At 71.8% G+C, this 12,612-nt stretch carries 9 protein-coding genes; 7 read left to right on the top strand and 2 right to left on the bottom strand.

The features are described 5' to 3' along the window. Nucleotides 1-362 precede the first annotated feature (362 nt). The 3 genes from IG74_RS0110715 (at nt 363) to IG74_RS0110705 (ending at nt 5,197) form a co-directional block, all read left to right on the top strand. Nucleotides 363-2,288: a transglycosylase domain-containing protein gene (locus IG74_RS0110715; RefSeq protein ID WP_051854775.1), complete on the top strand. Its 1,926-nt coding sequence runs from the start codon at nt 363-365 to the stop codon at nt 2,286-2,288. A gap of 28 nt (nt 2,289-2,316) precedes the next feature. After that, nucleotides 2,317-3,222 carry a MerR family transcriptional regulator gene (locus tag IG74_RS0110710; protein WP_078868702.1) on the top strand — a complete coding sequence of 302 codons (906 nt, stop codon included), beginning with the start codon at nt 2,317-2,319 and terminating at the stop codon, nt 3,220-3,222. 310 nt (nt 3,223-3,532) lie between these two features. Next, nucleotides 3,533-5,197, top strand: a complete 1,665-nt coding sequence (locus IG74_RS0110705) for a hypothetical protein (protein ID WP_030673494.1) — start codon at nt 3,533-3,535, stop codon at nt 5,195-5,197. 90 nt (nt 5,198-5,287) lie between these two features. On the opposite strand, the gene IG74_RS53370 is transcribed toward IG74_RS0110705, so the two are convergent. After that, nucleotides 5,288-7,810 (bottom strand): D-alanyl-D-alanine carboxypeptidase, encoded by a 2,523-nt coding sequence (locus tag IG74_RS53370; RefSeq protein ID WP_234334304.1) that lies wholly within the window; start codon nt 7,808-7,810, stop codon nt 5,288-5,290. A 179-nt stretch (nt 7,811-7,989) separates the two neighbouring features. Between IG74_RS53370 and IG74_RS0110695 the strand changes: the two genes are divergently transcribed. From IG74_RS0110695 to IG74_RS0110685, 3 genes are all read left to right on the top strand, one after another. Beyond that, nucleotides 7,990-8,760, top strand: a complete 771-nt coding sequence (locus tag IG74_RS0110695) for a GOLPH3/VPS74 family protein (RefSeq protein ID WP_030673489.1) — start codon at nt 7,990-7,992, stop codon at nt 8,758-8,760. A 466-nt stretch (nt 8,761-9,226) separates the two neighbouring features. Beyond that, entirely contained in the window at nt 9,227-10,084 is an 858-nt protein-coding gene (locus tag IG74_RS0110690; protein ID WP_030673487.1) for a helix-turn-helix domain-containing protein, read from the top strand. 265 nt (nt 10,085-10,349) lie between these two features. Beyond that, nucleotides 10,350-10,559 carry a DUF397 domain-containing protein gene (locus tag IG74_RS0110685; protein WP_030673485.1) on the top strand — a complete coding sequence of 70 codons (210 nt, stop codon included), beginning with the start codon at nt 10,350-10,352 and terminating at the stop codon, nt 10,557-10,559. Nucleotides 10,560-10,665: 106 nt separating this feature from the next. On the opposite strand, the gene IG74_RS0110680 is transcribed toward IG74_RS0110685, so the two are convergent. Next, complete coding sequence (locus tag IG74_RS0110680; RefSeq protein WP_030673484.1) at nt 10,666-11,535, bottom strand: hypothetical protein; 870 nt, start codon at nt 11,533-11,535, stop codon at nt 10,666-10,668. A 74-nt stretch (nt 11,536-11,609) separates the two neighbouring features. Here IG74_RS0110680 and IG74_RS0110675 point away from each other — a divergent pair, with 74 nt between their 5' ends. Next, entirely contained in the window at nt 11,610-12,395 is a 786-nt protein-coding gene (locus tag IG74_RS0110675) for an SDR family oxidoreductase (RefSeq protein WP_030673482.1), read from the top strand. The last annotated feature ends 217 nt before the right edge of the window (nt 12,396-12,612 follow it).

Genomic DNA, 12,612 nt, shown 5'->3' with positions numbered 1-12,612 from the left:
CTGTCGGGGCGGGCTCTCCCTCCCACCCACCCACCCGAAACTCCCCAGCCTTGCGAGGCAGGAGCTCGGGCCCCCGCCACCGCTGTGGGCAATCGTCCCGCAGGGCGGGACGGGTGGGCACAGCGCGCAGGTGCCGCCCAGCCCGATCACCGGGGCCCCAGGCCCGCAAGGGCGGGTGGGTGGGACCATGCCGCGCGACCCGCAGGGCGCTCAGCCCTTGGGGCAGCGGCCCCGGCCAGGCGGGGCGTCCTGTCGGAATGGATTCGTCCGAAAGCTTCCAACACGCCCTGACCTGCGGCTTGTTACGAAGAGCTGACAGCTCGTCGATCAACCCTGCGCAGGGTTTTCACCTCTCCTCCGGCATGGGGACACACTCGACGCGCAGCGCCAAGGACCGGCGGCGGCGCAGGCTCATCGACTATCCGCGGCGCGGCCGTCGGGGGGTGCGCCGCTGGCTGCCCTCCTGGCGGCAGTGGCTGAGCGCCTTCGGACTGTGCGGCGGCGCCATCGGCGGGCTGTTCGCCTACGTCTACGCGGCCGTCGACATACCCGACGAGAACGCCGCGGCGCAGCAGGAGGCCAACGTGTACTACTGGGCCGACGGCACGCAGATGGTCAGCACCGGGGACGTCAACCGGCAGAACGTCTCGCTGGACGAGGTGCCCAAGTCGGTGCGGAACGCCGTCATCGCCGCGGAGAACGCCAGCTTCTACAGCGACTCGGGCGTCTCCCCCAAGGGCCTGCTGCGAGCTGTGGGCAGCATGGCCGGCGGCGGGGACACCCAGGGCGGCTCCACCATCACGCAGCAGTACGTGAAGAACACCTACCTGTCGCAGGACCAGACGGTCACCCGCAAGGTCAGGGAGTTCGTCATCTCCCTGAAGGTGGACCGGCGCAAGAGCAAGGACGAGATCCTCCAGGGCTACTTGAACAGCAGCTGGTTCGGGCGCGGCGCGTACGGCATCGAGGCCGCGGCGCACGCCTACTACGGCGTCCCCGCCCGGAAGCTGAACCCCAGCCAGGGCGCCTTCCTCGCCGCCCTGTTGAAGGGCGCCGAGCTGTACGACCCGGCGACGAGCCCGGCCCACCACCGCCGGGCGAAGGCGCGTTGGGCCTGGATCCTGGACCGTCAGGTGGAGGTCGGGCGGATGGGCAAGGCCGAGCGCGCGCGGTACCGCACGTTCCCCGAACCGCTCGCGCGGTCGCGCTCCACCAGCCTCAACGCCCACTACGGGCAGGCCGGCTACCTCGTCGACATCGCCAACAAGTACCTCCGCCAGCGCACCGGGCTCACCGACAAGGACCTGGCCCGCGGCGGCTACCGCATCCGCACCACCTTCGACGAGCGCCGGGTGCGCCGGCTCGCCAAGGCCGCGCGGGACGTGGCCCGGCGCGACCTCGACCCCGAGCGGCGCAAGCAGGACCGGGGCGTGGAGATCGGCGCGGCCTCCGTGCGGACCGAGGACGGGGCCTTGCTGGCCCTGTACGGCGGGGCCGACGCCACCCGGCACTTCAGCAACAACGCCGACACCTCCGGTGTCCCCGCGGGCTCGGCGTTCAAGCCGTTCGTGCTGGCCGCCGCCCTCCAGGACGGCGTCGACACCGGCAAGGGCCCCACCGGGATGACCCCGCGCCAGGCCCTGATCGAGGGCGGCCACGCCACCTATCTGCACCTGGGCAAGCAGGTCGGCTGGCATCGGATGCGGGCCGTCGCCGTGGACTCCGGGATGCTGCCCGCCAGCATCGGCCCGAAGGAGGACATGTTCGCCATCGGCACCTCCACGCCGAGCGCCGTCCGGCTCGCGGGCGCGTACGGCACGTTCGCCCGCGGCGGGCTCCAGCACGACCCGTACTCGGTGGTCTCGGTGACCAAGGACGGCGAGGAGATCGAGGGCCTGGAGCGGCCGCCGACGCGGCGGGCCCTGGACTCCCGGGTCGCCGGGCAGGTCGGCGGCGCGCTGCGCGGGGCGGCGGCCGACAGCCTGGGCCGGGTGTCCAGCACCCGCGGCGGGCCGGTCGCGGCGGGCCGCACCACCGACCGGGACCGCCTGAAGTCCGCGTGGTTCGCCGGGTACACGCCCGAGGTGTCCACGGCCGTCACGCTGTTCCGGATGCGCAAGGGCGACCCGCTGCTCCAGCCGCTCTCCGGCGTCGGCGGCAAGGGCTCCCGGTACGGGAACGCCCTGGTCGAGCGCGTTTGGAGGGACGCCCTTCGCGGCATTGACCTTGCCCCTGGGGCAGGGTCCAAGGTCGGTCGGGCCGGGGCGCCCGCCCCGGACGCCCCCTGACCCACCCGCGGTCACCGAGGATGCCCCCATGGACAGCACTGCCAGCCCTGACAGCACTGACAGCACCGCCGGCGACCCCGGCAGGCCCGCCGGTCTGCTGAGCATCGGCACCTTCGCCCGCCGCACCCGGCTCTCGGCGAAGGCGCTGCGCCTCTACGACCGGCAGGGCCTGCTCACTCCCGCGCACGTGGACGCGGTGACCGGCTACCGCTCCTACCTGCCCGAGCAGGTCGAGCAGGCCAGGACCGTCGCGCTCCTGCGTCGCCTGGACATGCCGCTCGCGGACATCGCGGCGGTGGTCCGCCTGGACGGCGAGCGGGCCGCCGCGGCGCTGGACGGCTACTGGGCGGGTGTCGAGGAGCGGCTCGCCGCCCAGCGCACCCTGGTGGGTTACCTCCGCGGCCGTCTGTCCGGAAGGAGTACCGCCGTGCAAGGAACGTTCGAGGTCAAGATCGTCGAGGTGCCCGGAACGCCCGTCCTGAGCGAGACCCGGCACCTGGTCAGCGACGAGCTGCCGGTGTGGATCGGCACCTCGCTTGGCCGCCTGGAGCGGGCCGCCGCCGAGGAGTGCGGCGGGATCGCCGGGTCGCCGTTCGTGATCTACCACTCCGACGTCAGCGAGGAGAGCGACGGGCCCGCCGAGGCCTGTGTGCCCGTCGCCGACCTGGAGGCGGCCCGCGCCTGGGTCAGGGAGCGGGGGCGGGCCCAGGGCCTCACCGCCCGCATGGAGCCGGCGTACCGGATGGCGTACGTCCGCATCACCAAGGCGCAGGTGGTCTATCCGCAGATCCTCGCCGCGTTCGACGCCGTGGAGGAGTGGATCACCCGCGAGGGGCTCGCCCACGCCGGGCCGTGCAGGGAGGTGTACTTCGCGGACTGGGATGCGGCCGGGCCCGAGGACGAGGTGTGCGACGTGGCGTTCCCGGTGCGCTGACGGCACCCCCGCACACCCGAGTGAGCAAACACACAACTGCAAATGACCGAGGTGTCGGCGCCGCCTGCCGAAACCCCGGAATGGCGCTGGTGCACGGGCTGCGACGGCTCTGACGTGGACGTACTGCAACCGGCCGCAATCAGTCGCATACTGACGGATACCTGGGCTCGGGGTCGCTGTCTGCCAACCATTCCGCAGCGGTTAGCGTCTACTCCGAAGGAGTTGACCCCGCCAGCCGAACGGATCGCCGCCCGTGGCCTCTGCCGAACTGTCTCCGCCGACGCTCTCCCGGCCCCATCGGGGGAGTGACATGAGGGAGCCCTGGTACTGGCGCTACCGCTTGCCGCTGATGATCACGCTGGGTCTACTGCCGCTCTACGCGCTGTGGTGGACGGTCTTCGCGACCGGCGGCGGCGACCTCGCGGCGCAGCAGGCCTGGGCGGGCTTCGTCAGACGGTACCCCGGCTCCGCGTACGGCCTCTTCTGGTACGGCGGGGTGCACACCGCCAACTACAGCGTGATCTCGCCGTACCTCATGGCGGCCTTCGGGGTGCGGACCGTGGCGATGGCCTCGGGCCTCGCCTCGACCTGGATGGCCGTCGCGCTCATCACGCGCGTCGGCATACGCAAGCCCCTGTGGCCGTCGATCATCGTCGGCTTCTCCCTGTGGTGCCAGGTGGTGTGCGGGCGCGCCACCTTCATGCTGGGCGTGGCCTTCGGCGTCGGGGCCGTCCTCGCCGCCTCCGGGAAGGCCGGGCGCGGCCGGATCGCGGCCGCCGTGGCCTGCGCGGCGCTCGCGGCCATGGGCAGCCCGGTGGCGGGCCTGTTCATCGTCGTGGTGGGCGCCGCCTACCTGCTGTCGCGGGAGTGGGGCAAGGCGCTCGCCCTGATCCTGCCGCCGTTCGCCGTCGTCGGCCTCACGACCTGGCTGTTCCCCTTCGAGGGCGAGCAGCCGATGGCGTTCGTGCGGATCTTCCCGCCGGTGCTGCTCTGCCTGGTCGTCATCCTGGCCGCGCCGCCCGCCTGGCGGCTGCTCAAGCTCGGTGCCGGCGTGTACGCGGTCGGCGTCGTGCTGACCTGGATCATCCCCACGCCGATCGGCACGAACGTCGAGCGGCTCGCGGAGCTCGCCGCCCCGGCCATAGTGCTCGCCGCCGTCCTGAACCGGGACTTCCCCCGGGTGCGGCTGCTCAAGCCCAACGGCAAGCCCGCCCTGGTCTGGCGGCACGCCCTGCTCATCAGCGCCGTCGCCCTGTCCCTCATCTGGGTGTCGATCAAGACGACCTCCGACATAGTGGCGTACACGAAGGTGCCCACCTGGGCCGTGGAGACCGACGGCGTCGTCAAGGAGCTCAAGCGGCTCGGTGCCGACCGCACCCGCGTCGAGGTGGTCCCGGCCCGCGACCACCGCGAGGCCGCCGTCCTGTCGCCGTACATCAACATGGCGCGCGGCTGGAACCGCCAGGCCGACGTCGAGCGCGGGCGCCTCTTCTACGAGGGCCGCCCGGTCTCCGAGGTGAAGGAGGGCGCCTTCAGCTCGGCGTCCTACCGCGCCTGGCTGAACCAGTGGGCCGTCGGCTTCGTCGTGCTCTACAAGGGCGACAGCGTGCCGGACGGCGCAGCCGAGCGCGAGCACAACCTCGTGACCAGCGGGCCCAGCTACCTCAAGGAGGTCTGGCACGACGACAACTGGCGGATCTACCGGGTCAAGGACCCGGTGCCGCTCGTCGACAAGCCGGGCACCCTGGTCGCCGCCGACGGCGCCAACATGACCGTACGGATGTCGCAGCCCGGCTCCGTCATCGTCCGCGTCGCCTACTCGCCGTGGCTGTGGGCCGAGGGCGCCTGCCTGCGCAAGGACGGCGACTTCACGCGCCTGACCGTCACCAAGCCCGGCGACGTGCGCATCGGCTCGAACTACTCCGGCCCCTCGGGCCCGCAGCCGCGCTGCGCGCCCGAGAACGAGAAGGACTGACCGGACACCGCACGACGCGACGACGAAGGGGTGGGGGCGAGCCTTGCGGCTCGCCCCCACCCCTTTCGGCTCGCGCTGTCGCGCGTGCCGTCAGCCGATCCGCGTGAGCTTCGCGCCGAGGCCCGGCTCCGCGAGGTCCTTCTGCAGGGCCACCGGCACCTTGATGGCGCCGCTGGTGCCGTCGCCCACGGACAGGACGCCGACCTTCGTGCCCTTCTTCGCCGAGTGCGGGATCTCCTTGCCGCCGTCGGCGAGCTCCAGCTTCGCGGTCAGACCGGACCAGCCGACGGCCTTGACGTCCTTGGTGGCGACGACCGGAGTCGTCCCGCCGAGCCCGTCGTCGACGTGGCCGACGACCGTGCCCTTCTTCACCACCGTCTTCGCCGTGAGGGCCTGCTGACCCGCGCCGATCAGGTCCTTCACGACGTTGGTGACCTTGTCGATGTTGGCGACGCCGTCCGTGCCGAACTGGGCCAGGGCGGCGCCGATGATCACCTGGGTCTTGCCGCCGACCCGCTTCTCCGCGGCGAAGAGGATGTTGCCGCCCGCGGCCGACGTGGTGCCGGTCTTGATGCCGATGGCGACCGTCGGGACGAGGCCGAAGTAGTTCTTCTGCTCGTCGCCGTTGACGTCCTTGTACTTGCCCTGACGGGCGATCTCCTTGAACGTCGGGTTCTCCATCGCCACCCGGCCGAGCTTCACCAGGTCCTCGGCGGTCGACACGGTGGTCTTGTCGAGGCCGCTCGGGTCCGTGTAGTGGGTGTTCGTCATGCCGAGTTCCTTGGCCGTCTTGTTCATCTTGGCCACGAACTTCTTCTCGTCACCGCCGCTGTCCCAGCGCGCGAGCATCCGCGCGACGTTGTTGGCGGACGGCAGCATGACGGCCTGGAGGGCCTCGTACTGGGAGATCTTCTGCCCCTCGGTCACCTTGACCACGGACTCGTTCTCCGGCTTGCCCTTCTCGTAGTGGCGCTGCGCCTGGCCGTCGACAGTGAGCGTCTTGCCCTTCGTCCCCTTCTTGATGGGGTGATCGCGCAGGATCAGATACGTCGTCATCACCTTCGCGATGCTCGCGATCGGCACGGGCTTCGCCTTGCCCGAGGAGCCGAAGGTGCCGATGCCGTCGACGTCCATGGCCGCCTGGCCGTCGGCGGGCCAAGGGATGGAGGGCTTGCCGCCGCCGAAGGAGAACGTCTCCTTGGCGGTCATGCTGAGCTTCGCCTCCGGCAGCGGACGCACGGCCTGTACGACTGCAAACACAATCGCCAGGAGCGCCACGAGCGGCGTCCAGATCTTGAACCGCCGCACGAGGGTGCGGGTCGGGGTCTCCGGGGGCGGCGGCGTGTTCGTCAGCTCGGCGAGCAGGTCGAGCGGCGGCCGGGGCGGCAGCGGCTGCTGGGTGGTCCGCTCCGGGACCTCCGGCGCCACCGGCTTCGCCACCTGCGGGGCGGCGGGCGCGGCCGCCGGGGCCGCGGCGGAGGCGGCCGGGGCCTTGGGCGCGCCCTGCGGCGGCGCCTTCCGCTCGGGGGTGGAGCGGGGCTCGTCGAGCGGCTTCAGGGCGACGAACTTGCTGGTCCGCTCGGACTCGGACTCGGCCTTGTCCTTGGCCTTGCCGCCCTTGGCGTCGCCGAGCTTGAGCATGGTGGTGGGCTGGTCCACACCGCCGGAACCGGCGGCGGGGCCGGTGGGCTTGACGGCCTTGAAGACGGCGGTGGCCTGGTCGAGGGGCCGGTCGCCGGGCTTGTCCGCGTCGGGCTCGGCGTCGGGCTTGTCCGCGTCGGACTCGGCATCCGGCTCGGCGGCGTCGGACTTGGCGTCCGGCTCGGCGTCCGCGGCCGGTACGACGGCCTTGAAGACCGCCGTCGCCTGGTCGACAGGGCGCTCATCGGTGTCGGGCTCGGCGTCGGCGTCAGGCCCGGCACCCTTGGCGTCGTCCGCATCGTCGGCGTCCGTACCGGTGGCGGACCCGTCCTGAGCTGCGGACCCGGCGGAACCTTCCGCCTCGGCGTCGTCCTTCTTCGCCCACGACGGCACGGTCTTGAGCACCGCCGTCGCCCGGTCGGCGGGAGTCCCCGCGGCGTCGGACTCACCGTCGCCAGAGGTCTCGACCCGCGGCCGGTCGGTCCGGAACACGGCGGTGGCCGTGTCGGACTTCGGCTCGTCGACGGGGGCCGCCGCGGCCTTCGACGAGGCCTCGTCGGCAGCCTTGCCGTCGGCGTCGTCGCCAGCCTTGTCGTCGGCGTCGTCGCCGGTCGCGCCCTCGGTCCCGTCCGCGGCCTCCGCCTCAGCGGAAACGTCACCGCCAGCCGGAACGCCACTCGCCCGCTCGCCCGCGCCGCCCTCGGCGTCCGCGCCGTCGTCGGCCTTCGCACCGTCGTCGGCCTTCGCCTCGCCGTCGTCCGCCGACGCGTCGTCCGCCGACGCGACCCAGGCCGCCACCGCGTTCCGCAGGCGTGCGTCCCCGTTGGCCTCCTTGGCCTTGGGGGGCGTGGGGGGCGAGGCGGCCGCGTCGTCCTCAGAGGCGCCCCCGCCAGAAACCGTCTTCGAACTGTCGGGGTACTCGCCCGCCACCGATTCCTCCTCGTACTCGCCGTACTCGCCGTGCTTCGCCACACCGACCGGGGGCCCGGACCCACTGTCCGAACCATGTACCAGTGTCCTGTGTGAGGGCTTAACCCCCGTGGTAGACGAGAACGACATACCTACTGGTTCCCGTACGTACCGCCCACGCACTCTCGACAGACCAATGTGAGAGGGGTCACCCTGTCATTCATCCACGCGGGGAGGCATGGATGGGCAGGAGCCGCAGAACAATTCCGGAGGAGCTTCTGCTGCTCGCTTTGGACCCGACCACGGGTACCACAGCGCAGCCGCAGTCGCTCGACCTCGGTCTGGCCGGAGCACAGCTAGTGGAGCTGGCGCTGGCCGGACGGATAGCCCCTGACGGGGATCGTATCGCCGTGGTGATGCCACGGCCGACGGGAGATCCGACTCTGGACTCCGCACTGGAGCTGCTGCGCAGGCGCGGCAGCCCGGTCCGCGCGGTCCACTGGATCGGCGGGCCCCGCCTGGGGCTGCGCCAGACCTACCTTTCGCATCTGGAACGGTGCGGCATGGTGCATGCCGTGGCGGGCCAGATGTGCGGAGTGCTGCCGACGACTCGCTATCAGGCGACGGACACGGCGATCAGCCGGGAAATCAGGTCCCGGCTCGATTCGGCGATCCGCACCGGCGTACCGCCGGACCCGCGGACCGCGGCGCTCGCCGCGCTGGCCCACGCGGTCGGCCTCGGCAAGCACCTGTATCCGGGCAACGAGGGACGATCGTCCCGCTCCCGGCTGCGGGACCTGATCCGGCACGACCCGATGGGCGGCCTCGTGGCGCACGCCGTGATGGACGTCCAGAACGGCGTGGCGGCGCAGCCGCGCCGCAGCCCCGCGACGGCGGGGCAGGGCGCACGGCCGCCCGCACGGACGACGGCGAGGGCGGCGACGGACCCCGGCAGGGTGCCGATGCAGCCGCGCCGGGGTGCGGGAGCCATGGCCCGCGCCGTGGCCCACTGAACGAGCGGCCGCGCACGGGGAGCCGATCCCCGGGCAGCACCGCAGTACGCACCGGGACCGGTACGGGCGCCGACACCGGCATCGGTACCGGCACCACGAGCGCGCGGCCCGCACCGGCCGCGGCGCACGGCACCGCACCACGCAGCACCACCGCACGCAGCACCACCGCACGCCGCGTCACCCGCACCGTGTGACGCGCCCCGTGCCGCGGTCCCGAGAGACCCGGCGCGGGAGCCGCTGAGCCGTGCGGGTCCGGGCGCCGGTCGCACCGGCGCCCGGGTCCCGCGCGACCGCAACCACCGCACGTGACACGCCTGTTGAGAAGCACATGCGACGCCATCGGGGCGTCGGCACCCCCACATGACCGCCGTTCTGCTGTTTCCCAGCGGCGAGTTGCCCCTTGGTGGCACTCTGCTCCACAGCAGACACGCAATGTAGAGGCATATTTGCCGGAGGTGCACTTCCCGTGGCGTCCAACGTCAATCCCACCGTCAGGCGTCGCCGGCTCGGCCAGGAGCTGCGGCGGCTCCGTGAGCTCAAGGGCATGACGGCGGAGGAGGTGGCGGAGCGCCTGCTCGTCTCGCAGTCGAAGATCAGCCGCCTGGAGAACGGCCGCCGCTCCATCAGCCAGCGCGACGTCCGCGATCTGTGCGGGGTCTACGAGGTCGAGGACCACCGCATCGTCGACTCGCTGATGCAGATGGCCAAGGACTCCCGCCAGCAGGGCTGGTGGCACTCCTTCGGCGACATCCCGTACAGCGTGTACATCGGTCTGGAGACGGACGCGGCGTCCCTGCGCGTCTACGATCCGCAGGTCGTGCCGGGCCTGCTCCAGACCAGGCCGTACGCGGAGGCGCTGATCACCGGCGCGCTGCCGGAGACCACACCGACGGACATCGAGAAACGGGTCCAGGTCCGCATGCGCCGCCAGGAGCGCATCGCCGCGCCGGAGAATCCGCTGCGCCTGTGGACCGTCCTCGACGAGTCCGCCCTGCGCCGCGTCGTCGGCAACCGCGCGCTGATGCGCGAGCAGCTGGAGTGCCTGGTCGAGCAGTCCCAGCTGCCGCACGTGACGGTGCAGGTGATCCCGTTCGAGATGGGCGCGCATCCCGGCCTGAATGGCCAGTACGCGATCCTGGAGTTCCCGGACGCTTCGGATTCCAGCGTCGTCTACATCGAGGGCGTCACCAGCGACCTGTATCTGGAAAAGGCCAATGACGTGCAGCAATACAGCGTCATGTACGAGCATTTGCGGGCCCAGGCGCTGAACGTGGAGCAATCGCGGCAGCTGATCGCGGACATCGCCAAGGACTACGCCCGCTGACGGCACGTCGGCGACGCCCGATATGCGGAAGCGAACGGTCCACTTATGGCCGAAGGCCGCCGGGACCGGAAAAGCGCCGCACGGTACACCTTGGCATCGGCGCGACGGAAGACCCCTCTGGAATATGCCATCCGGTTGAGTGAACGAACCATCCGCCACTCGATGTTGGCGAGTAGCGTCATTCACGCCAACAGAGCAACGGCGTTGGCGTATACCGCTCTCCCGCGGGATACCGCAATTCACCAACTGCACAAACGGAGCAAACATGGCAATCCAGCAAGGCGCGTCGCCCTCGTGGACCAAGTCGTCCTACTCCACGGGTAACGGCGCGTGCGTCGAGGTCAAGTCCCCCGTTCTGCACGCGATCTCCGTGCGGGACTCCAAGGTGACGGGCGGCCCGGTCCTCGCCTTCCCCGCCGACTCGTGGAACGCCTTCGTGACCGAGGTGCGCGAAGGGTCCCACGACCTCGGGTGATACGTGCCAGTGAAGGCAACCGCAGAGACAACCGCATAGCTCCACCCGCAGAGCCCTCTCGACTGGTCCGCCGTCCCGGCCGAGGGGGCTCGGCCTTGCCCCGGCGCTACCGGAGCTGGTCGACGTACCGGTCCGTGCCCGGCACCGTCGGGACGAACGGCGCGAGCAGCTCCACGCGCCCCGGGCTCGCCTCGGACACCTCCGCCGCGCGCCCCGCGAAGTGCTCCGCCCAGCACGCGCGCGGGTCGCACTCCAGGAACCACAGCAGCGTGAGCCGGGTGTCCACGCCCTCGACCTGCTTCACGTACGTCATCCGGTCGCCCGGCAGCGGCGTGGGGCGGAAGACCGTGACCATGGCGGCGGGCGAATCCCTGAGCGCCCGGGGCAGGTGCCGGGCGCGCAGCCACTCCAGCACCTCCGCGCGCTCCCCGGGGCCCGCGGCGTCGATGACCTCCAGGACGAGTCCCTGGTACGGGTGGTCCAGGGCGTGCAGGTCGCGCGGTCCGGCGGCGCCGTCGCGGTAGACGGTGGCCTCGTGGTCCTGGAAGGCCGTGAACACGTGCGTGCGGGCCTGGTGGACGCGGCCGTCGCGGTTGAGGCGCTTGTTGATGGCGACGGTCCACTTCATGTGCTCGTCGTAGCGCCCCTCGGTGATCCAGTACGTCGACAGATAGCAGCCCGCCGTCACCGGCTGCGCGACCGCCGACTTCTCGGGCACGCGCAGGAGCTGCAGCTCCCGGGTCGCCACCCAGCGCCGCCCCGCGTACATCCAGGGCATCGCCATCGCGCCCGCGTAGTAGTGGTCGTCCTCGTACCAGCGGTTGTACGCGAACTCGTGCCCCGGGTGCGGCTCGACCATGGTGATCAGCGCGTGCCCCGGGCGCACGCCGTACGGGCCGACCGCGGCGAGCTCGCCGTACGCCTCGCCACGGGCCTCGGTGGACCGGGTGCCGTCGGACCGGGTGTCGTCGCCCATGCCTCTCCCCTTCTGCCGCGCGGACCCATACTCTGACGCCCCGTCAGACATAAGGCCAGAGCCGGGAGGCCCGCATGCCGCTGCTCCAGGGAAAGACCGTGATCGTCTCCGGTGTCGGCGCCGGGCTCGGCCACGAGGTGGCCGCGGCCGTCGTGGCCGAGGGCGGCAACGCCGTGCTCGGCGCGCGCACGGAGGCGAACCTCGCCAAGTCCGCGGCCGAGGTGGACCCCGACGGCGCCCGCACCGCGTACCGGCCGACAGACATCACCGACGAGGAGCAGTGCGGGGCGCTCGCGGAGCTCGCCGTCGAGCGGTTCGGCCGCGTCGACGCGCTGGTCCAGGTCGCCGCGTTCGACAGCCACTTCGGCGGGCTCCAGGACGCGGACTTCACCACCTGGGCGAACGTCCTGGACGTGAACCTGCTCGGCTCCCTGCGCATGACCCGGGCCTGCCTGCCCGCCCTGAAGGAGCGCGGCGGCTCGGTGGTCCTCATCGGCACGCAGTCGTCGGTGGCGGCGCCCTCGCAGGTGCGCCAGGCGGCGTACGCGGCGTCGAAGGGCGCGCTGACCTCGGCGATGTACTCCCTTGCGCGCGAGCTCGGCCCGCACCGGATCCGGGTCAACACCGTGCAGCCCGGCTGGATGTGGGGCCCGCCGGTGACGGCGTACGTGACGCTGACCGCGCGGGCCGAGGGCGTGCCCGAGGCCGAGGTGAAGCGGCGGCTCACCGAGCGCATGGCGCTGCCCGACCTGGCCACCGACGGGGACGTGGCGCAGGCGTGCGTGTTCCTCGCGTCGGACCGGGCGCGGGCCATCACCGGACAGTCGCTGCTGGTGAACGCGGGAGAGCTGATGCGCTGAGGCGCCAGGACCCGCCCCGGACCACCCCCGACCCCCGGCCCGCCGCCGGGGGTTCTCTCCTTTCTGGGCGATCACGTACATGAACCAGAATCGCCAACTCGAACGATTTTACTTCCTCTTGACTGTGCGGCCGGTTGTCCGCGCCGCGCGGCCGAACCGACGATGAGCGGGCCCTTCCCGGCCGTTCCCGCGCCGCACGGGTGAAGTTCCCACCAGA

This window comes from Streptomyces sp. NRRL B-1347 (genome assembly GCF_000720325.1).
Lineage (GTDB): Bacteria > Actinomycetota > Actinomycetes > Streptomycetales > Streptomycetaceae > Streptomyces.
The sequence above is the reverse complement of the archived record's forward strand: the minus strand, read 5'-3'. Positions and strand labels throughout refer to the sequence as shown.

Bases quoted from the DNA above. Each gene is read 5' to 3' on its own strand.
- IG74_RS0110715 (WP_051854775.1), top strand. From the start codon at position 363: ATGGGGACACACTCGACGCGCAGCGCCAAGGACCGGCGGCGGCGCAGG.
- IG74_RS0110705 (WP_030673494.1), top strand. From the start codon at position 3,533: ATGAGGGAGCCCTGGTACTGGCGCTACCGCTTGCCGCTGATGATCACG.
- IG74_RS0110695 (WP_030673489.1), top strand. From the start codon at position 7,990: ATGGGCAGGAGCCGCAGAACAATTCCGGAGGAGCTTCTGCTGCTCGCT.
- IG74_RS0110710 (WP_078868702.1), top strand. From the start codon at position 2,317: ATGGACAGCACTGCCAGCCCTGACAGCACTGACAGCACCGCCGGCGAC.
- IG74_RS0110680 (WP_030673484.1), bottom strand. From the start codon at position 11,535: ATGGGCGACGACACCCGGTCCGACGGCACCCGGTCCACCGAGGCCCGT.
- IG74_RS0110675 (WP_030673482.1), top strand. From the start codon at position 11,610: ATGCCGCTGCTCCAGGGAAAGACCGTGATCGTCTCCGGTGTCGGCGCC.
- IG74_RS0110685 (WP_030673485.1), top strand. From the start codon at position 10,350: ATGGCAATCCAGCAAGGCGCGTCGCCCTCGTGGACCAAGTCGTCCTAC.